This is a genomic window from Ruegeria sp. BG7 (assembly GCF_056535685.1).
In genome coordinates, this window is record NZ_JBQFIU010000002.1 from 380,702 (window position 1) to 402,220 (window position 21,519).

General features: G+C 55.8%; 16 protein-coding genes. 9 read left to right on the forward strand and 7 right to left on the reverse strand.

All coding sequences use genetic code 11. The features are described 5' to 3' along the window. Positions 1-14 precede the first annotated feature (14 nt). The gene (locus ACR3EH_RS19665) at positions 15-2,453 is read left to right on the forward strand and encodes an FAD-dependent oxidoreductase (protein ID WP_171187332.1); all 2,439 of its coding nucleotides are present in this window, start codon (positions 15-17) and stop codon (positions 2,451-2,453) included. Further along, complete coding sequence (locus tag ACR3EH_RS19670) at positions 2,453-2,713, forward strand: aminopeptidase P family N-terminal domain-containing protein (protein ID WP_171187334.1); 261 nt, start codon at positions 2,453-2,455, stop codon at positions 2,711-2,713. The genes ACR3EH_RS19665 and ACR3EH_RS19670 overlap by 1 nt, the downstream gene beginning before the upstream one ends. 29 nt (positions 2,714-2,742) lie before the next feature. Here the strand turns inward: ACR3EH_RS19670 and ACR3EH_RS19675 are convergent, their stop codons facing one another. After that, positions 2,743-3,666 (reverse strand): LysR family transcriptional regulator, encoded by a 924-nt coding sequence (locus ACR3EH_RS19675; protein ID WP_480634855.1) that lies wholly within the window; start codon positions 3,664-3,666, stop codon positions 2,743-2,745. A gap of 126 nt (positions 3,667-3,792) precedes the next feature. Between ACR3EH_RS19675 and ACR3EH_RS19680 the strand changes: the two genes are divergently transcribed. Both ACR3EH_RS19680 and ACR3EH_RS19685 read left to right on the forward strand, forming a co-directional pair. Next, a complete protein-coding gene (locus ACR3EH_RS19680) occupies positions 3,793-4,554 on the forward strand; it encodes a sulfotransferase-like domain-containing protein (protein ID WP_171187338.1) in 762 nt (253 codons plus the stop codon). Positions 4,555-4,813: 259 nt separating this feature from the next. Then, positions 4,814-5,458 carry a hypothetical protein gene (locus ACR3EH_RS19685; protein ID WP_216600467.1) on the forward strand — a complete coding sequence of 215 codons (645 nt, stop codon included), beginning with the start codon at positions 4,814-4,816 and terminating at the stop codon, positions 5,456-5,458. Positions 5,459-5,844: 386 nt separating this feature from the next. Here the strand turns inward: ACR3EH_RS19685 and ACR3EH_RS19690 are convergent, their stop codons facing one another. The 5 genes from ACR3EH_RS19690 to ACR3EH_RS19710 form a co-directional block, all read right to left on the reverse strand. Beyond that, positions 5,845-6,942 carry an MmgE/PrpD family protein gene (locus tag ACR3EH_RS19690; RefSeq protein ID WP_171187339.1) on the reverse strand — a complete coding sequence of 366 codons (1,098 nt, stop codon included), beginning with the start codon at positions 6,940-6,942 and terminating at the stop codon, positions 5,845-5,847. Between the two features lie 15 nt (positions 6,943-6,957). Then, positions 6,958-8,007 (reverse strand): low-specificity L-threonine aldolase, encoded by a 1,050-nt coding sequence (ltaE, locus tag ACR3EH_RS19695; protein WP_171187342.1) that lies wholly within the window; start codon positions 8,005-8,007, stop codon positions 6,958-6,960. Beyond that, positions 8,004-8,681, reverse strand: coding sequence for a cupin domain-containing protein (locus ACR3EH_RS19700; protein ID WP_171647929.1), 678 nt, complete (start codon positions 8,679-8,681; stop codon positions 8,004-8,006). The genes ltaE and ACR3EH_RS19700 overlap by 4 nt, the downstream gene beginning before the upstream one ends. Before the next feature lie 134 nt (positions 8,682-8,815). Next, entirely contained in the window at positions 8,816-9,721 is a 906-nt protein-coding gene (locus ACR3EH_RS19705) for a LysR substrate-binding domain-containing protein (RefSeq protein WP_171647927.1), read from the reverse strand. A 287-nt stretch (positions 9,722-10,008) separates the two neighbouring features. Continuing rightward, positions 10,009-11,931 (reverse strand): DUF3604 domain-containing protein, encoded by a 1,923-nt coding sequence (locus ACR3EH_RS19710; protein WP_171187348.1) that lies wholly within the window; start codon positions 11,929-11,931, stop codon positions 10,009-10,011. Between the two features lie 458 nt (positions 11,932-12,389). On the opposite strand from ACR3EH_RS19710, the gene ACR3EH_RS19715 reads away from it, so the two are divergent. From ACR3EH_RS19715 to ACR3EH_RS19730, 4 genes are all read left to right on the forward strand, one after another. Continuing rightward, on the forward strand, positions 12,390-14,111 hold the full coding sequence (locus tag ACR3EH_RS19715) for a GMC family oxidoreductase (RefSeq protein ID WP_371732113.1): 1,722 nt from the start codon (positions 12,390-12,392) through the stop codon (positions 14,109-14,111). Positions 14,112-14,180: 69 nt separating this feature from the next. Continuing rightward, positions 14,181-14,777: a TetR/AcrR family transcriptional regulator gene (locus tag ACR3EH_RS19720; RefSeq protein WP_171187350.1), complete on the forward strand. Its 597-nt coding sequence runs from the start codon at positions 14,181-14,183 to the stop codon at positions 14,775-14,777. Positions 14,778-14,893: 116 nt separating this feature from the next. After that, a complete protein-coding gene (locus ACR3EH_RS19725; RefSeq protein WP_171187352.1) occupies positions 14,894-15,994 on the forward strand; it encodes an efflux RND transporter periplasmic adaptor subunit in 1,101 nt (366 codons plus the stop codon). An 8-nt stretch (positions 15,995-16,002) separates the two neighbouring features. Continuing rightward, positions 16,003-19,122, forward strand: coding sequence for an efflux RND transporter permease subunit (locus ACR3EH_RS19730; protein WP_171187354.1), 3,120 nt, complete (start codon positions 16,003-16,005; stop codon positions 19,120-19,122). A 216-nt stretch (positions 19,123-19,338) separates the two neighbouring features. On the opposite strand, the gene ACR3EH_RS19735 is transcribed toward ACR3EH_RS19730, so the two are convergent. After that, positions 19,339-20,367, reverse strand: a complete 1,029-nt coding sequence (locus tag ACR3EH_RS19735) for a substrate-binding domain-containing protein (RefSeq protein WP_171647923.1) — start codon at positions 20,365-20,367, stop codon at positions 19,339-19,341. A 137-nt stretch (positions 20,368-20,504) separates the two neighbouring features. Here ACR3EH_RS19735 and ACR3EH_RS19740 point away from each other — a divergent pair, with 137 nt between their 5' ends. Further along, complete coding sequence (locus ACR3EH_RS19740; RefSeq protein WP_171187358.1) at positions 20,505-21,491, forward strand: substrate-binding domain-containing protein; 987 nt, start codon at positions 20,505-20,507, stop codon at positions 21,489-21,491. Positions 21,492-21,519: the final 28 nt, after the last annotated feature.

Genomic DNA, 21,519 nt, shown 5'->3' on the forward strand with positions numbered 1-21,519 from the left:
CGCGGAGAACTGTAATGGAATCGGCTCGGGTCGTTGTAATCGGCGGTGGCAATATGGGTGCCAGCGTCCTGTATCATCTGGCTAAGGAAGGCTGGACAGATGTTGTTCTGGTTGAAAAGGCGGAACTGACGTCCGGGGCTACTTGGCATGCGGCGGGATTGGTCAGTCGCATGACGGCGGGCCATGCGTTGGGGATCTGTCACGATTATGCGGTGGATCTGTATAAAACCATTGAGGATGAGACCGAGCAGGGCGTCAGCTGGCACAATTGCGGGTCCTTGCGCGTGGCCGCAACCGAGGATCACCGTGCCTGGCTGATGCACACGCGTGACGCGGTTTTGGCCCGCGGGCAGGAGTGTCGCTGGGTTACCCCCGAAGAAATCGCCAAGCTGAACCCGATCTATGACACGTCGCATATCATCGGCGGGACTTATACGCCCGATGATGGCCATGTTGACCCATCCGGCACCTGTCAGGCGATGGCCAAGGGCGCGCGGATGCGGGGGGCCAAAGTGCTGCGCCGCAACCGGGTGACGGATGTGCAGCAGATGCCCTCGGGCGAATGGAAGGTGGTGACCGAGCAGGGCGACATCATCTGTGAGCATGTGGTCAATGCCGGTGGATACCATGCGCGCCAGATCGGGGCCTTCAGCGGGCTGGACCTGCCGATTGTCCCGATGCAGCACCACTATGTGGTCACCGATGCGGTGCCCGAGTTTGAGGCGATGGGTCATGAAATCCCCGTCACCCGCGATGATTACTTTACGGGCTATCTGCGCCGCGAACAGGGTGGGGCGCTGATCGGGCTGTATGACACCCATGACGCGCTGGCCAAATGGCGCGAGGGCTGCCCCTGGGACAGCGAGAACGAACTGTTTGAACCCGACTATGACCGTATTATGCCGTGGTTGGAGAAGTGTTTTGAACGCTATCCCTGCCTGATGGAGCGCGGCATCAAACGCATCGTCAATGGCGCAATCACCTATACGCCGGACGGCCACCCGCTGGTCGGGCCTGCGCCGGGCTTGCGCAATCACTGGCTGGCCTGCGGTGCGACCGTGGGCATTGCCTGGGGGCCGGGACTGGGCCGGGCGCTGGCGCAATGGATGGTGCATGGCACGGCCGATATCTCGATGCGCGGCTTTGATCCGCGCCGGTTCCATAGCCGTGTGGACGAGGATTATATCTATCAGCGCTGCCGCGAGAACTACATGACGCGCCTGTCGCTGCCTTATCCGCAGCTGCAATATGAAACCTGCCGCGAGATCCGAAACTCTGGCGTGCATGACCGGACCAAGGCGTTGCATGCCGTGTTCGAAGAGGCTGGCGGCTGGGAGCGTCCCCGCGTTTACGGCAAACCCGAATGGGGTGGCAAAGAGCCCGAGTCCTGGAAACGTGGCCCATCGTGGGAGGCCGCCCTGGCCGAGGCCCGCGCGGTACATGAAGGCGTTGGCATCGGCGACTTCTCGGCCTTTTCCAAGTTCGAGGTCACCGGCCCCGAGGCGGAGGCGTATCTGAACCGGCTTTGCGCCAACCGGATGCCCAAAAAGGTGGGCGGCACCTGCCTGACGCTGCTGTTGAACGAACAAGGCACGATCGAGGGCGAGGCAACCATTGCGCGGCTAGCCGAGGATCGGTTCTGGTTTGTGACCGGCGGCCCGTCCGAGCGCCGCGTCTGGGACTGGATCACCGTGCATCAGCGCGGGTCCGAGGATGTGAGCATCCGCAACCTATCCGACGATTGGGGCATTCTGACCGTGGCGGGCCCCAAAGCCCGCGAGTTGCTGGCCCCGCTCAGCGATGCGTCGCTGGAAAACGCCGACTTCGGCTGGCTCAAGGCGCGTGAAATGTCGGTTGCAGGGGTCAACCTGATTGCGCTGCGCCTGTCCTTCTCGGGCGAACTGGCATGGGAGCTGCACGCGCCCATGGATCAGCTTGGCGCTGTGTGGGACGCGATCTGGGACGCGGGACAGCCCCATGGCATGGTGCCGTTTGGGTCAAAGGCGCTGGAAATGATGCGTATGGAAAAAGCCTATCGCGGCGGGCATGAACTGGCCAATGACGCCAGCCCCGTGCACACCGACCAGATGCGTTTTGTGAAGTTCGACAAGGCGTTTGTTGGCAAAGAGGCGCTGGCCAAGCTGGCCGAGACCGGCAGTTCTTCGGTCATCGCCTATCTGGACGTCCAGATGGAGGGTACCGATGTGCTGGGCGGTGAGGCGGTTTATCTGAACGGCGAAAAGGTCGGCTCGATCTCGTCGGGTGGCTTTGGTCCGGTCACGGGGCGCAATCTGGCCTTTGCCTTTGTCAAACCACAGGCCGCGCAGCCGGGGACCGAGCTTGAGGTGATCGTGTTTGGTGAAATGCACAAAGCCATCGTGCTGCCAGATGCGGTTCTTGACCCGCAAAACCTGCGTCTGCGTGACGTCGCAGCAACTTTGGAAACAGCCTGATGATGGACCGTGAACCGCTTGGCGAATATTCCAAGGCCGTCCTGCCTGCACCGGACATCAATTGGGACACGATGAACAACTACCGCATGGACCGCATTCGCCAGGCCATGGCAGAACGGGACGTGGACTTGGCCGTCATCACCAACCCGCTGACCATGCGCTACGCGGTGAACTATCACGAATACATGCAGTTCCAGGCACGCATCCCACTGATGATGCTCATGATCTTTGCAGACGGTCCCGACTCTGCCGCGGCATGAAGATGGGGCCTGATGCTTTGCTGCTTGGTTTAGTTTTGGCGCATTGGTGCGTTTTCGAAGAGTTCGGTTAGAAAGGCGAGGCAATCCTGGGCGGATCTTTTGTTATGGCCTTGCTGGGTACACCGCCCCCACAGGCAGTTGTTTGTGGAATACCATTGGTCGCCGATGGTCTGGATAGAGCCGATCTTTAGGTAGCGCTCAATGAATCCTTGCCATCCGAGCGCGATCCCCGCGCCGGAAGAGGCGGCCTCGAGCAGGTAGACAAAATTGCTGAACGTGTCGGCCGGCGCAATGTTGGGTGTGATGTTGTGATTGCTGAACCAATCGCTCCACGTTGCCCAACCGAGCGTGCCCTGCGGAAGGTCAAGAAAGCGGAGTTGTCTCCATCCCTCGATCGGTCCTTCGAGGATGTCTTTGTGCTGTAAGATATACTCGGGCGAGGCGACGGGGATGACATTTTCGTGCAGGATTTTTTGCAATTTCCCGCCCGGCCCGTTGAACTTGTATCCGATGGCAACGTCGGCATTGGGTTCGTTGACCATGCTCTGGCTTTCGTAATTCGACGTCAGCACATCGATTGTGACATTCTCACCCACACGGCGGCGCAGTTGGTTGTAATGGGGCATGATGATCAGATGGCTGACGGAATACGAACAGGCGATGGTCAGCGAGCGCTGCGCCTGCGTCAGCCGATGCTCGGCCGATTGCAGGCTGGTCAGGGCCGATGACACCGCCGCGTGATAGCTTTTGCCGGCCGCCGTCAGTGCGATCCCGCGACCGTCACGCTGGAACAGTTCCAGCGAAAACCGTTCCTCAAGATTGCGTATGTGCCGGCTGATCGCGGATTGCGATGTGTTCAGCTCTTCCGCTGCCAACGTGACGCTGCCCAGCCGTGCAACCGCTTCAAAGGCGATGAGCGGGCTCATCGAGGGGACACGTCGCATGGTACTCATGTCCAAATTGATAATCCTCGCGGCAGCAAAAGCAATGGATTTGTGCGGCGGTCTGCTTCAGCGTTGCCCCGAACATTCTTCCGGCTTCGCGCGAGGATGGATGCACCGGTAAACAGGGAGAACGCGATGAACAAAATTGTACTGCTGTGGTCCACGCCCCGTACAACATCAACCGCTTTTGAATGGATGATGCGGATGCGGGGCGATATGGCCTGTTTCCACGAACCCTTCGGCGAGGCCTGGTACAAGGGCGACGATGCCGCGTGGCCGCGCCTGACCGCAGACAGCGAACGCGTGCCGGGCCTGACGACGCAGAAGGTGCATGATCGGATGTTGCAGGCCGCACGGAGCAAGCCGGTCTTTTCCAAGGACATGCCGCATTTTCTGGCCCCTGATATCAGCGATGAATTTCTCGCCCCGATGACCCACAGTTTCCTGATCCGTGACCCTTCAAAGTCTATCCCGTCCATATTCAAGCGCGGCCCGGATTGGGTCGTGGCCGAGTATGGGTTCGAGGAACATTGCAAACTCTTTGACCGGATTGCCGAACGCGACGGCAAAGCGCCGCCCGTGATCGACAGCGACGATCTGCTGGAAAACCCCGAAGATATCGTATCGGCCTGGTGCAAAGCCGTCGGTCTGGACTTCGTGCCCGAGGCCTTGTCGTGGGAACCCGGCGCGCGGCCCGAAGTGGGGTGGTATGATAACGGGTCCTGGCATGACAGCCTGAGCGCGTCCAGCGGGCTCAAGCCCATGCCACGGACCTATGGCTCGGTTGAAGATCAGCCGGATCACGTCAAAGAGATCTATGCGCAAGCGCTGCCGCATTACGAGCATCTTTATAAGCACCGGCTAAAGGCAGACGAAACGGTAAACGCTTCTGCCTGACATCCGGTTTGAACCTGCAAAATGCAGCGGAACTCTTTCCAGAATTGGCAAGAGTTCTTGCCGAAAAAGCAATAGATTTACGGCTGCGCTTTGTTTCAGGATGCACAAGCGGAGCTGCCTCGCTCAGGATAGATGACACATCAACACTTTCACCAAACCTGAACGGTGGGAAAACCCAGAGCGTAAACTGTTTCCCTATCAGGTGGGGTTCACCTGCCCGCCTTTCGACTATTGCGCGGCTCCGTCGGACTTTATCCGCATGGCACCCGATACTGTCGGCGTACATGGGCGTATGCTGCATGTTCCAGGCTATCAGCACGGTCTGGACCAGCGGAAAAAGAACTTTGGCCTGCTTGAGGAGTTCGTCGAGTGCATGGCGATCAACAATGCCGATGTGTGCGGGCAGGTCGGTTCGAACTGGGTGCATGCCAGCGGTTTGGGCGTTGAAGGCATCCGCCAGCATTGCGAGATGCTCAGCGACAAATACGAAACGCCCTTCCACATGGCGGGTTACGCCATGGTCGAGGCGCTGCGCGAGATCGGTGCCGAGAAGGTGGCGCTGAACGCCTGCTATCACACCAATTCCTGGTACATGGGCACGGTCGGGTTCCTGAAAGAGGCCGGGTTTGACGTGGTCTGGGCCGGGAATTTCTTTGATCAGGGCTGGTTTGCCACGCAGGAAGATGTCGATGATTGCGTCTGGTGCTTTGATGAAGAGCTGATCTGGAAGAGCTTCGACTACACCGCCGAACAGGCCCCGAATGTGGATGCCTACCTGATCAACGGCATGTCGAACTATCGCCGCCCCTCGGACGGAGTAGCCCGCCGCCCGGTGCACCATACGGCCGAGCTTGAAAAACGGCTGGGGAAACCGGTCATTGGTCACGACACGGCGCTCTACTAGCGCCTATTCAAGACCTTGGGCCTTGCTCCAACATCTTACCACGGTCAGTTGATGGCGACTTTGGAGACGTGATCCATGCATAAAATCATCGCGCTCTGGGCCATCCCCCGGTCCACATCAACCGCGTTCGAACACATGATGAAACAACGCGGCGATCTGGATTGCCTGTAGCTGGTTCGAAGGTGGCAAGTTTCATGCCGATTTGGCGCAATCCACCGGGCGGGTGCCGTAAAAGCGTAAATACGTCGATCCCGCAAGCACACCGCATTGCGCTCAGCGCATCCGTCACCGGATGATGCCCCACAACAGCTATCTGTACCAGTATCGCAAGCGTGTGCAGGAAACCGTTTAACCAAAGATCAGTAAGAGGTTTCGCACCTTAAGACTTAGAAGGTAGAACTTTCATAACTAAGCTTTCCGAGCATAACGCTCAGATCGCCGCCATCAGGCAGACTTTCAATGCTAGCCAGCAGATCTTGTGCCTTGTCCGTGCCCATGACCGGTTCGGTCAAACGAAGGAATTTGCGACGGATGACGTCGTGACCAAGCCGATCTTCAGGATCGCCCTGCGCTTGCTCGGTCGTTGTTGGGATCGCGTTCAAGCGTTTAGCTTCATGGAAGCTTTCGACCCTGATCGCGGTCACATCGCTGGCGGTGAACTTGTGCGCGCGCTGCAGGGCCATGACGGCTTCGGCGGCGGGTTGGGCCCAGCGGCAGACCGGATAGAGCTTGATATACTGGTCCTGAATGTACCAGTGCTGCCCAATATCGCCCCAGATATCAGCTAGATCGCGAGCCTCGACCGAGATCGCTGGCGCGCCCGTGAAGCCATCGCGGGCCAAATAAGCCGCTGAGACACCAACCATTGCTCCCCAGCCTGAACCGTCCTTGACCATAGTTGGGGCATCAATAGCACGCATCATTTGACTGCGCGGACCGTGATACTCAGCGATCCCCAGCGCTTCACGCGTTTGGATCCGATCCAGCCCGAGAATGCGTGCACCCATAGCAGCGGCAGCCAGTGCGACCCACGCGCCGGACGTGTGATAGTCGCAGGCGCTGCGGTGCAGGGCGATGCCCGCGCGGGTGCCGATTTCGTAGCCGATGACCACAAGCGTCAGAAATTCCCGCGCGTCAGTGATACCTTCGGCCTGCGCCAACGCGATGACCGAGGGGATAACACCGCAGCCCACATGGCCCTTCGTCAGCTTGTGTCCGTCATGGGCATCCAGCGCGTCGATGGTCATGCCATTGGCCAGGGCAGCTCCGGCTGCGCTGGCGGTTTTGCCTTTGGGCCAGATCTGCGCTGCTTGCCCACCAAACATCATGTGCGCATGAGCCTGAGTGATCTGGGACAGGGGCGTCTGCACTGCACTCATACCCACCCCCAGCGTGTCCACCAAGGCACGCACTGCGTCGTGGACCATGGGCTGCGGTAACTCGTCATAAGAGGTGTTCATGATGAAAGACATAACATCGGTCATGTGGCTGCCCTTGTTTCAGGTCGGCTGAAAGCTCTGGAACGCGCAGATTGCGGCGTCGAGCGCGCTGTCGTCCACATCCCGGTGCAGAACCATACGGATCGCGGGGGATTGCCCACCGATCTTGATGCCCGATCCGGCCATGTGCGCGATCAGATGGGCGTGATCTTTGGGCTCGGGGCTCAGGAACACCATATTTGTTTGTGAGGTCACCTCACCTATTTCGGTTTCGCGCAACGCTTTAGCCAGTCGTGCCGCACGGACGTGGTCGCCGCCCAATTCCTGCACGTGGTGTTCCAGAGCATAGAGGCCGGCCGCCGCCAGCATTCCGGATTGCCGCATCGCGCCGCCGAGGATTTTTCGGTTGCGCCTGATCTGACCCATCATTTCCGAGGGGCCTACCAGAACTGACCCGGCCGGAGCGCCTAACCCTTTGGAAAGACAGACTGACACCGTATCGAATGGGGCTGCTAATGTGGCCGCATCGCAGCCCAGAGCCGTAATGGCATTAAAGAGCCGTGCCCCGTCTAGATGCACGGCCAGACCTGCATCGCGCGCGACCTTGACGCCTGCGTCGATCCGGTCGAGTGGCACGACCCGGCCCCCGACGCTGTTTTCAAGGCTCAACAAACGGCTGCGTGCATAATGAGGGTCATCGACCTTGATCGCCGCAACAATTTTGTCAGCGTCCACGCCTCCGTCATCCGAGACGGACACCGGGTTCATCGAAACCCCGGCCAATACGGATACGCCCGCGGCCTCGTCGCAGTACAGGTGATAGCGGTCGCCGACGATCATCTCGTCGCCACGTTCGCAATGGGCCATAACAGCGGCCAGATTGCTTTGGGTGCCGGTGGGAAAGAAGACTGCGGCGTCCTTACCCAGTCGAGCGGCCAGCTCTTGCTCCAACCGAGCAACCGTTGAATCTTCGCCATAAACATCATCGCCCAGCGGCGCGGACATCATCGCCTCGCGCATTCTGGCGCTGGGTTGGGTCAGTGTATCACTGCGCAGATCGCAGATGCAGTTGGTTCCTGCATCTGCGGCAACATACCCGTAAAGGCTCATTCCGTGACCTGATCGTAGGCTAATGCGGCAACGATATGTACGCGGTTCTTTTCGCCACCGTTCAGGGCGGTGTGATAGGCGCGGGTGTCGGTGAAGTAGACCGAGCCGTCAGCAGGCAGGTGAGTCACGTGATGGTTCACGATGAACAGTGAACCGGGGTTCGAGATCAGCGGAATATGCAGGCGCGGTTCCGGATCGCGGTGCCACGAGTTACAGTTGTACAGGCCTTTCGACAGAATGCGTGTGCGGCCAATGGGGAAGCGCTTGGACAGCTCTTCGTGCACATGCTCAAAATAAGTGCCTTTGAATTTTGGGTTGAATTCCGAGAAATCGATCTCGGGCACAAGATCTTCACGCGGCTCTTCGACATAGCGCTCATCAGCGCGCAGCCAGTAGCGGCCCGACAGGTCGTTCGGGGTCCATTCGGTCTGGCCGGGGCGCTGGGTCAGGGGCAGGGCAGCAAAACCCTGATCCTGCATTCCTCCCAAGAATTCTTCGCGCTTTAGGCATTCTTCCAACGCGCCCTGAAGTTTTTCGATATCGAATTTCAGGTCCAGCCGAGCAATTCCGGGGCCGGGAACAAAATCTGACACTGACCGATAGTCAGGCATGGTGGTCATGGCGTTCTGAATCAGATCTACATCGCTGTCTTTGATCTGGGGCATAAAGGTCATAAGGGACTCTCCCATTCGCGCTGCGTTTGGGGAAACTTATTCGGAACGCGGCAATTTGAAAGTTGCAATCCCTCATGACTTGATAACAAAAACGCATCAACTTTCAGACCTGTCGGGGCGAAAATTCATTTAGGCTAGCCTGTGACCGCAGGATCGCAAGGCCGCATGTTTTCCAAGAACCAAGTTCGCATTCGTTCAATTCGGGCTACACCGATTTTCGTTTCCGGCGTCAGCAGAAAGTAAGCGCTGCTGGTGTTCGCTTCAAAAGGGTGCACTTTGACTAAACTTCCCTGATGCAGTTCTTTTTTGATTAAAATGTCGGGGATTATCGCGATGCCGTGTCCGGCCTTGGTCGCATCGATCAGCATTTCAAATTGACTGAATATTGGCCCTATAATCTTGCGTGGCAATTTCAGGTCCTGGTGCCGGAACCATATCTGCCAGGATAGTGGGCGTGTAGAATGTTGCAATATCCGGTGGTCCAATAGGGCATGCGGGTCTTCAACCGGTATTGGGAATTGGTCGGGGGCACCCACAGCGACAAGCGTTTCGGCCATTAACTTGTCGGCTCGGTACCCTTGCCAGCCCTCGTCGCCCTGCGCGATCGCCAGATCCACCAGGCTGGGATCAATCTCAGAGTTTTTAAGGTAAGTCACAAGATTGAGCACGTGACGGATTTTGTCGGCTTCAGGCCCCATAATGATCGGCATAAACCAACGGCTGCCCAAAGTGGGATAAACGCCGATGTTCAGGCTGCCTTCAGCACTGTCATGTGATCTGGTCTTGAGAATGGTTAACTCAAGTTCCTCAAGCAGCGGTGACAACTCGGCGAGTAGTGTCTTACCCGCCGCCGTAAGCTTGACCCGTTGTTTCGAGCGGATGAAAAGCGATTGCCCAACGAATGCCTCAAGCGTTTGAATCTGGCGGCTGATCGCACTTTGGGTCACGTTCATTTCTTCTGCCGCACGCGCAAACCCTTCGGTTTTAGCCGCTGCCTCGAAGCAAAGCATCGCAGTAATCGATGGAATTCGTCGACGCATTGAGAAGGCCGGTCCTATTTGCAAGCCTTGTAAGGCTTAGTGCAAAAAAGTCACGATGTCACTTGGCTGGTGAGCTTCAGACGAAGATTGACCATGGCATACTGAACTCCCCTGCAATGTTTGGTACTCTGCGTGAATAGGGCTTCGCATGAGCTTTGGCATCGAGCCGGTGCATCAAGACGATGTGAACACGCTCTTCAAAGATGCCCTGACCCAGATCATTGCGCTGGAAGAGGAGCCGAGGCCGTAGTAACCGCCCCGGTATCCAATTTCATGTGTTGACCTGATCATTCCGCCGGCGTGTACCAAATCGGAGATGAATAGGCGCGCTCCTGATGCGTAAGTACTGCGTCTTCCGGAAGCTCAGCGCCTAATCGCAGCTTATCGTACAGCACCCAGCGCGGGGTCGGGATTTCGATGGCGCGAACGTAATAAAACGCCCTCTCACTCGGATCAAAACCTGGGTCAGTCCAAACAGTCACAAGTTCGGCAGTGCCGATCGTGTTGGCCCAACTGGCAGTTTCCACATCGACCGTATTTCCAACTGCAGGGATCTTACCGTTGTCATCGGCAACTCGGTTGTCCGACCATGCAACGTCGTAAACCTTTTCTTGCATGGCTCCTTCTGAATCCAGCCACCCTTTGACCACCTGCACGCGATCAAGGTTTGCACCAACCGGGTCGCGCAGTGCGGCAATCAGGAATGAGGGTGCACCATCACCCTCGCGAGGGCGAAGGTCTGACCCCATTGGAACACCTTTGGTGTAGCCAACATTCGCAAGGAAACGGGTTTCAACATCCGCTTGATCGAAGTCCCACCCGCCAAAGAACCGAAGGCCAATACGTGGCCCAGTGGTCGCGTAGGTTTCACGCCGTTTGAATGCATCAAAGATCGCAGCGCGCGTGTTATCTGTAGCCCATACTGCGGTGTATCCGGAAGCAACAAGCAGGTCGCCGGGAATCTCTCCTAGATCATTGGCAATGAATGGATGTTGGATGCGCGAGGCCGAAGGCTCGACACTCACCGATTTCCCAAAGAAGTTATCCTCTTCAGCTGTGGCCAAAGAGGTATGGCTGTCCGTCGCGCCACCCATTCCGAACTTGTAGGGGTTCACGCCGAACTTTTCTTCCAGCATCAAACCACGTTTCAAGGCCTCTCGGGCGTATTCGCCAGCCAGCATGTCGTCAGTCTTTAGCTCGGTGATGTCCAGATTACCGACATCCCAGTTCTCGTAATCCGCAAATTCGTCGTCGGGGCTCAGGAAGGGGTGTGCTTCGCCGTCGCCCTTGATTTGAGTGACCTCATAATGGGGTTCCCATTTCGCGCGGGCTGCCACGTATTCCTCGTCGACCTTGCCGCCGTGATACGTGTCTTCGGTTGGGAACATCCATCCATTTGACAGATTGCCGTTATGTGCAAAAGCAACAGCGCGGCCCCCTGTCTTTTCCTGATACTCTTCTAGCCATGCGTAAAGGGATTTTGGATCCGTATCACCGTAAGGCGGCTGCGTGACTGGCGGTACCATTTGCAAGGCTCGGATTGGCCCATCGCGCAGCATGACGTTCCGGTGCAGGTTGAAGCCCTTGGGCACCGATGTCCACTCGAACCCGATGAAAGCCGTGAAATTGCCGGGATCGTTGTGCTTCTCGGCGGCCAGCACAATGTGTTCCCAAGTGAAAGCAAAAGCGTCGGCACCGGGGCTGTAAGATTCTAACAGAACCTCGGGCAATGTCATTTGCGAGAAGTTGGTGATGATGTCGAAGGCGGTTTTCCCAGCCTCTTCACCACCTGCCTTGTAGCCCTCGTACCATTCCAATCCCTTTGGATCAGCCAATACGCCTGGCTTGCCCGCCTGAAGATCCGGCGCAAAACCCATCAGGTCGGTGTGATCCGTCAGTACCATCCAATCCAACGGACGGGCCAGCCTTACCGGTTGCCCGGTGGAAGAAATGACCTGCTCGCCTTTTGCGAAACGCCATGCTTCATCCGGCAGCAGAGTGTTTCCGAAAGCTCCTGCATCCAGCGAAAGCCCAGTGTGAAGATGCGTGTCGCCCCATAAGGGGCGTTCGGGAAAAGAGCGCTCGGCATATGGGGAATACGGTTGATCTGAAAATAATCCTTCCGCCGCTTCTTTGCTGGGAACCGCGTCGGCAAAGGCCGTCGTTGATGCCAGTAAAAGCGAGATAGAACATCCAAACGTACGAAGCATTTTTGACCTCCCAAATCAAGATTGCCCGGTTGCGTCGTTAAATTGCACTGCAAGAAATCATATTCGTATCTCTCTATATCATATTGGTTTTCTTTTTTGCGGAAATAATCAGGCTGCGAGTTTTAGGACTGCGAGGCACGCAGAAAACGCCAAGAAATTCGAACAGCTCTTGAACACGCGCAGTAGAAAACGGCCTGCGTACTGGCAGCCCGTCAGTTCTGTTTCAGACCTCTAAGGTTCTGGGCGATGTATCTGCTGAAGGTCCAAACCAGGCGATCAAGGCAGGTCCACAAAAGTTTCGTTCGATCATTCCAACAGGCAAAAGAAACTGCAGCGCAAGCAGGTGGCACCCTGTAAACTTTGAACTAAAAAACTGTACAGATGTCCAGAAAATGTGCTTCACTTTTTGCGCGTCACCCGGATTCGAAGCCGTGACGCTGAGATTTTGGGAGGAAATCGTGAAGCAAGAAAAGCTTGGAAAACTGCAAAAATCCTTCAGTGCAGGGAACCTTTCGCGCCGCGCGTTTATGCGTCAGAGCGCCGCTTTGGGTGTGGCGGTCACTGCGCCATTGGCTTTGGGGGCGCGTCATGCCAAGGCACAATCCGCAGAAATCTACGACTACATTGTGATTGGAGCAGGGGCGGCTGGATGCGCATTGGCGGCGCGACTTTCCGAAGATGCAGACAAAACTGTGTTGGTGTTAGAGGCTGGTCCTGCGGATGAAAACCAGTTCATCCATATTCCGGCAGCTTTCCCCAATCTTTTCCTGAGCGATCTTGATTGGGGCTACACCACGGTCCCGCAGGAACATTCAGACGGGAAGGTTTATTACAGCCCGCGCGGCAAGGTTTTTGGCGGATCCACTTCTATCAATGCGATGATCTATAAACGGGGCAATCCTGCCTGTTTTGATGATTGGGGCAAGGACAATCCGGGCTGGAGTTATGCAGATCTTCTTCCGATCTTCAAAAGGTCAGAAAACAATGAACGTGGCGCAGACGAAAACCACGGCGTTGGCGGCCCCTGGAACGTAGCGGACCAGCGCGATCCGAATGTGCTGAGCCAGGCGATGGTAAAAGCGGCGCTCGAAGCGGGTTATGCCGAGCGTGCAGATTTCAATGAGGGCACGGAACAGGAAGGGTTTGGTCTGTATCAGGTCACCCAGCAAGGTGGTTTCCGCAATTCGACTGCAGGCGCGTTTCTGCACCCAGCGCTGGAGCGCGACAACATCGTGATCCAGGCCGAAGCGCATGTTCAGAACCTGATCATCGAAGATGATCGCTGTACGGGCGTACGTTTCAAAGTTGGTGATGAGATACTTGAAGCAAAAGCTGGTTCAGAAGTGATCCTGTCGGCAGGTGCCTATGGGTCACCGCAAATCTTGCTTCTGTCCGGTATTGGCCCCAAGGCCGAGTTAGAAGCGATCGGCATAAACGTTGTGCATGACCTGCCTGGTGTCGGTAAGAACCTGCAGGATCATTACATGGCACCAGTGGCTTACGAGTGTACTCAGCCGGTGACACTGGCCCATGCGACAGACGAAGCTCAAGGCGCTTTGCTGATGGAGAAGGGGATGGGTCTTTTGACCTCGAACATCGGTGAAGCCGGCGGCTATTTGACGGTTATGGATGATGCCCCTGCACCGGACCTTCAATTCCACTTCGCGCCCACTTGGTTCATTTCAGATGGTGCTGGAAACCCCAGCGATGGATCTGAAGGTTTCACATTGCTTCCGGGGGTTGTGGGAACCCGCTCTGTCGGCGAACTGACACTGGCTTCCAGCGATCCGACGGACAAACCCAACATCAATCCAAACGCATTTGCAGACGAGAAAGACCTCGATGTAATGGTCGAAGGTGTGAAGATCGCTCGTAAGATATTGATGTCACCTGCAATGGATGAATTCCGCGGCGCAGAGCGCTTTCCTGGGGCTGCAGTGCAATCGGACGACGACATACGTGCCTGGATCCGAGGTAATGCACAGACGATCTATCACCCGGTGGGCACCTGCAAGATGGGCTCGGATGAAATGGCAGTTGTTGATGCCGAACTGAACGTGCACGGGATTTCCGGCCTGCGTGTTGCCGACGCCTCGATCATGCCGAAAATCACAAACGGCAATACCCAAGCGCCCTGTGTGATGATTGGTGAAAAAGCCTCGGATCTGCTCCGCGCATAAACGGATTGGTCCACCCCTAGCGGGTGGGCCTATGCCACGGAACGGCCAAGTTGGTTTGGGATGAATAAAGTGGAACCGATAAACAAGCTTGCGGACCGCAAAACCCATAAGGTCCGCAAACGCGATGCGAAAAAACGCGAGATAGCCGAAAGCGCGATCAACGCGTTGAAAATCTATGGCTATGCGCGCACCACGCTGCGCGACATCGCCGCGCAATCAGATATGTCGCTGGGTAGCCTGCACTACTATTTTGAAGACAAAGACGAATTGCTTGTTTTCTGTGTCCGTCAATACAAGCTCCACTTTGTGGAGTTGATGACCTCGGCCGTAGAAGGGATCGAAGCGCCGGACAAGGCGATGAAAGCGTTTTGCCATGCTCTCGCCGAGACGATCCAGCAAGAGGCTGAACTGCACAGGCTTTGGTACGACATCCGCAACCAAGCCATGTTTGACGACACTTTTGAGCCCGTCGTGACAGAAATCGAAGAGCTTTTGATCAGGATGATGGCACCTTTGGCAGTGGATCGGACAGATCAAGAGCGACTATATATGCGTCTGGACGGAGCGTTTCGGTTCCTGTTGCAGGGATACCTGAAAGGATCCCGGCCATCAGTCAAAGACATGCGATCCACATTTGTTTCTGTTGCCGCCGGTTCAGTATTCTGAAGCACGTGACATATTCCGGTTCGGCAATTCAGCCAAACCAGAATTCCGTTGCAGTGCCGCCTTCAGCCATCAATAGTATACTGGCAGCCATGTACTTGCGGATAAGCGAGCATCGGATGAAAAAAACGGCCCAGTTACTTAGTGTTCTGATCGCCCTTGGATTGGTGGGTCCCGCAGCTGCGCAATCTGATCCACCGGCACCCAGCGTGGTGGTAGCTTCTGCAAAACTGGAGGAGCTGCAGAAGCAGGATAACTTCGTGGGTCGTGTGGTTGCTGATCAGAGTGTCGACCTTCAGGCCAGGGTGGAAGGCGTTCTGCTTGAGGTCAACTTTATCGAAGGGGGGGCCGTTACAAAGGGCGACGTTCTGTTCCGCATTGAGAAAAGGAAATATGCGGCCAGTGTTGAAGGCGCGCAGGCTGCTTTGAAAAGTGCCCAGGCTTCTGCGCTCAGCGCCAAGACGGAACTCGACCGGCAGCAGAAGCTTTTTGAGAAAGGCGATGTTCCCCAGTCCGTTCTGGACACGGCCAAGGCGGCCTATGACGAGGGTCAGGCTTCGGTGGATGAAGCGCAGGCCAATTTGAAGATCGCACAGATCGCGCTGGACCTTACGGACATCATCAGCCCTTTGGACGGGCGGATCGGTTTGTCGGCGATTGATGCAGGGAATATCGTCAATACCGACAGCGGCGTTTTGGCGACCGTCACAAGTGTTGACCCCATTCTGGTTAGCTTTTTTGTCAGTGAGCCTGTATTGCTGCGCGAACGCCGCAATGGATCAATCTCCCCCCAAGGTATCAAGCTTGCGACGCGGATCACTTTGGCCGACGGTCAGGCCTACGAGACAGAAGGCAAGGTGACGTATGTGGGCGACAGTGTCAGTCAGGACACCGATACTATTGAGTTGAGGGCCACATTCTCAAATCCCGATGGGTTTCTCATTCCTGGGCAGTTTGTCAACGTCACGCTCAGCGGGCCGGACGACTCCAGGGTGTTGACCGTGCCGCGCAATGCGGTTCAATTCGATAAGCAAGGCTACTTCGTGTTCTCTGTCGATAGCAAAGACACGGTTCATCGTATTGACATCGAAATTGGCACTCAGACGGCAACCAGAACCCAGGTAAAATCCGGCCTGAAGGACGGAGATCGCGTGGTCGTGCAGGGGTTGCAGAAAATTCATGACGGCCTTCTCGTGAAACCGGTCGATAGTCAGAGTTAGGGCTTGGCTTGGTCTCTCACTATTTCATCAATCGCCCGCATTTTGCTGCAGTCATCGCGATTTTGATGGTTCTCTTCGGCGCGGTTTGTGTGCGTCTTTTGCCTATTTCGGAATATCCGAACATTACGCCACCGCAGATCTATGTGTCTGCAAAGTACCCCGGCGCGGATGCGCAGGTGATACAGGAATCCGTGGCCACTCCCATCGAGGAACGTGTGAACGGAATCGATGGCATGTTGTACATGAAGTCCAAAAGCTCGAACGATGGCAGCTATGTTCTGAGTGTTTCGTTCCAGTTGGGAACAGATCCCAATGTTGCTGCGGTCGAGGTGCAAAACCGCATCGCGCTGGCAAGCTCAGAACTGCCGTCCGTTGTTCAGCAACAGGGCATCGAGGTCACCAAACAATCCGGCAACATGATCCTTGTGATCAACCTGACCTCACCGGACGGTTCGCGTGATGAGCTGTATCTGAGTAATTATGCGGCCGATTTCCTGCATGATCCCTTACAGCGTCTGCAAGGTGTGGGTGGGGTCACGCAGTTCGGTCAACTGGAATACAGTATGCGGATCTGGATCAACCCGGTTCGTATGGCCGCGCTGAACGTCACCGCGTCAGAGATCGCCGATGCGATTAAAAACCAAAATGTTGTCGCAGCGGCCGGTCAGGTTGGCGCTCCGCCATTTGGCGATGCGCGCACGGATTTCCAGTTTAAACTGCGTGCAGAGGGCCTGTTGCGAAGCGCGGAAGAGTTCGGCCGGATCATCATTTCCACTGGCGATGACGGGTCGATAACCCGACTGGAGGACATAGCGCGGATCGAGCTCGGTTCGGCCACCTATAGCGGCTCTTCGCAACTCAATGGCAAGGACACAGCGGCCATTGCGGTGCATCAGGAGAGTACCGCCAACGCGCTTGAGATTTCAGACAGCGTCCACAACCTGATGGGTGAACTGTCAAAAAAGTTTCCCGAAGGAGTCTCGTATGAGATCACCTATGACGTCACTGACGCCGTGCGTGTTTCAATCGAAGATATTCTTAAAACTCTGGCGCTGACCGCAGGATTGGTGATCGCGGTCACGTTTCTCTTTTTGGCCAGTATCCGGGCGACCATTGTTCCCGCAATTGCGATTCCTGTCTCTCTGCTGGGCGCAATCGCACTGATTTATGCGATTGGATTCAGTGCAAACATGATCACGTTGTTTGCCTTGGTCCTCGCCATCACACTTGTGGTCGATGACGCGATAATCATCATCGAGAACGCCGAACGGATCATGACCGAAGAAAGGCTTGAACCGCGCGAGGCTACGCTAAAGGCGATGTCACAAGTCAATCGCCCGATCATTGCAACCACTTTTGTGCTGGCGGCAGTCTTTACACCGGTCTGTTTTTTCCCCGGCTTGACCGGAACGATCTATTACCAGTTTGCGGCGACAATTATCTTTGCTTTTGTGCTGTCGGCGGTGAATGCACTGACCCTGGCCCCGGTGCTGTGCGCGATGGTCCTGAAATCAGGTATGCAACCGATTGGTCCATTGCGTTTTGTGCCGTTGGCGGTTTCATGGGGTAGGCGGCAGTACATGCGTTTGGTGTCGTGGATGTTAAGATACATCGCGGTGTCACTGCTTTTCTTCGCCGCCTGTATCGGGGCGACAATTTATCTGTTCAGAACGGTGCCAACCGGCCTTATCCCGCAAGAGGACAATGGTGTTCTGCTCTCGGCCATGACGCTTCCTGATGGCGCCTCGCTACAGCGTACACAGGCCTTTATGGCCAAGGCCGGTACGGTGATCGAAAAAGCACCCGGAGTGGACACTGTCACCACGGTGTCCGGGGCGAGCATGCTGGCAGGTGGCCGGTCGAATGTCGGTATGGCGATTGTTACTCTTAAGCCGTGGGACGAACGCACCAGCCCGGATCTGCACTGGGATGCGATTATGCGAGACCTGGACCAACAGCTGGCCACCCTGCCAGAGGCGGAAAGCTATGTGTTTCCGTTCCCAACAATCCACGGGCTAGGATCGGCGGGCGGAATTTCGGTCGAGCTTTTGGAGTATGAAAAAGGGGACGGTGTGCAACTGGATGCGGTGATGAACGCATTTGTGACCGCGTTGAATGCCGCACCCGAATTTACCCGCGCACATGGTAGTTTTTCGGGTCAGACACCACAGTATCATCTGTCAGTGGATCGGGACCGGGCCGAGACACTTGGCGTAAGCGTGTCTGACATATTCACGGCGCTACAAGCCAATCTCAGCTCGTTTTTTGTCGACAACTTTATCGTGTCGGATCGGGTCTATTGGGTCGTCCTTTCAGCTGATGCGCCATTCCGTCAAACACTGGAGGATGTGGACAACATCTATGTCAAAAACAGTTCGGGCGAGTCGCTGCCGTTGCGAAATTTTCTAAGCAGTGAGCCGGTACTCGCGCCAGACACGATCCCCCGGTACAACTTGTTCACTGCGGCGTCTATCAGCGCGCAATTGGCCGAAGGGGTCAGTTCGGGTGCGGGCATCAAAGCGATTCAAGAGATTGCAGACAAAACACTACCGGACGGCTTTGGGATCGAGTGGTCCGGTGTGACGCAGCAAGAAGTAGAATCTCAAGGCATGGTGCCATTTATCATGTTGTCTGCCTTGATACTGGCCTACTTGTTTCTGGTGGTTCTGTATGAAAGCTGGATATTGCCCTTGTCGATCATCACGTCGGCCGTCTTTGCATTGCTGGGCGCGCTTATTCCGTTGGCGCTGTTTCCGTTTTTGACAAGCAACATATTCGCGCAGATTGGAATGGTGTTGCTCATCGGGCTGGCGGCCAAAAAGGCCATCATGGTTGTTGAGTTCGCCAATCAGGAAAGGCGTTCCGGCACCAATATTCACGAGGCGGCGATCAAAGCTGCCGAAATCCGGTTTCGTCCTGTGACGATGACGGGTCTGTGTTTCATCGTCGGAGTTCTGCCGTTGGTATTGTCCAGCGGTGCCGGTGCAGAGGCGCGCGTGTCCATCGGTTACCCGGTACTATTTGGCATGGTGGTGGATAGCACATTGGGCCTCCTGATGATCCCCGTACTCTATGCTGCGTTTCAGACGCTAAGGGAAAGGCTGATACAGACCGTTTGGGTGCGCTAGTTTGTTCGTTTCGTTGGCGGGTGAACGCTTCGACGAGGCAGAACTCACTGTGTTCTGAGTCGAGGTTGCGGAATTGCGCATCGTGTTTTTAGAACCACAAGAGTTCACGGACACAAATTTTGAAACATGCGAAAGGCGAACAAAGTGCATTGCGAAGGCCGATCACGTCACTTTCTCAAGTGAGCTGCGGAAGCAAAAGGCAGGGTTCCGGTTCGTTTACGTACCTTCAGACATCACAATCGGCTGTATGTGTATCACGTCGGAACCGTATGGCGCTGCGTTGTCGATGACCTGGAACATGGTGTCCACCATGGCGGTGACATCCTGGCGAACCGAGAACAGGTTTTGTGCCATATATTGCGCAAATGGATCCCAGTCGAAACTTCCAAAGAGAATTGTGTCCAGCGCGGCTCTGTCATTCTGTGCCAACCATTCGAAGACACCTTCCAATGAAATCGTAGAGTTTACGAACATAGCCGTCGGCATGCGGCCCGAAGCTTTCACTTTTGCCGAAAATGCAGCTTTGGATTTCGACGCCGCGTAGCCGCAAGCCAGGATGTTGTCTTCTATCGGACGCGCACCAGCATGATTAAACGCATCTTTAAAGCCACGTATCCGTTCACTTGTGTTGTGGTCAGTCGGACGTCCCCCAACGAACAGAAACTCATCTTGCCAGTTGAGCCCTTTCGCATCAGCACGCTCGATCAATGCCTCGGTCAGCTTATAAGCGCCGCTGTAATTGTCGGATATTATGGAAGGTGCAGCAGTTCCCGGCAGATCAAGGTTGATCGTTGGCACGTTCTGCGCACGGCAAATCTCGGCAATACCATCGGGATCGGATGCGCCGGTGCACACAATGTGATCCACGTTATAGGACAGCATTTGCCTGACGGTGGCCAATTCCAGTTCAGGTTCGCGATGTGTGCACGAGGTCATCGGTAGCAGGCCCCTGGCGCGCGAGGCTGTTTCAAAGCGCTCTGCGATAGCTCCGAAATAACGGTTGTCATACATTGGGATGATCATACCGATCATGCTTGATCTGACACTGCGCAGCGCACGCGCCTGCATATTTGGTGCATACCCCATCTCGCTTGCCAGTTTTCGGATGGTATTTGCACGCTCTTCGCTAATGCGTCGGTTGCGCCAGGATCCGTTTAGTACTGCCCCGACCGTGCTTGCCGAAGTGCCTGCGCGGTCCGCGATATCGTAGATCGTGACCTGCTTATTTGTATCGGTTTTCGCCAAAAATATATCCCTTTGACAAAATTAGCGGTTTCAATATAGCCTATGCACCATCGATTGCGCAACAAAGAACAACCGATGGTGCAATTATTTATAGGCCGGGTGCTGCTGTTTGGCGCTGGCCAATTAGGGAGGAAGTTATGAAGACAAAAATGATACTCGCAGCTTCTGTCTGCACACTTGCCCTAACGGCGACTTCGGCTGCCGCCGAGACCACGATGGGAATCGTAGTAAAGATCGGAGGGATTCCCTGGTTCAACGCGATGGAAGAAGGCATCAAGGAGCGCGCCGGTGAGTTGGGTGTCAGTGCCGAAATGATTGGTCCGACGTCTGCCGACCCAGCCCTTCAGGTTCGTGCAATCGAAGATCTGATCGCAAAGGGCGTTGATGTGATCGGGGTGGTGCCAAATGATGAAGCCGCGCTCGAACCTGTGTTGCAAAAGGCCATGGATGCCGGGATCAAGGTGATTGCACATGAAGGTCCGGGCCTTAACAATGTGGACTGGAACTTCGAGCTGGCCTCAGCAGATGGGTTTGGAGAGGCACATGCCAAATTGCTGTGCGAGAAAACCGAAGAGCCCGGCACCTACGCTGTTTATGTCGGGTCACTGACCGTACCACTACACAACGCGTGGGCGGATGCAGGTATCGCCTGGCTGGCTGAAAACTGTTCTGACAAATTGCAACCGGTGGGTGATCGTTATGGCGTTGCTGAAAGTGTTGACGACAGCCGTTCCACCGCACTTGATCTGATCGCAGCCAATCCAGATCTGCGCGGGTTCCTTGCTTTTGGAAGCCAGGGTCCGATTGGGGCAGGGCGCGCGATTGAAGAACGTCGTCTGGGTGGCAAAGTCCATGTGCTTGGTCCGTTCTCGCCGGGCCAGGGTCAGAAACTGTTGAAAGATGATGTCATATCCGGCGGGTTTATGTGGAATCCAGCCGAGGCGGGCCGTGTTTTTGTCACCTTGGGTGATATGCTTGTGAATGGAGAGGAAATCACAGAAGGCACCGAGATTGAAGGTTTGGGTGTTGTCAGCCCGGATGAAGCGACCCGCAATATCATCACGGATAACCTTTTGGAGATCAACAAAAGCACAGTCGACGAGTTGGCTGCGAAAGGTCTCTGAGGTCGTGGTTCGACGGTTTGGAGATCCG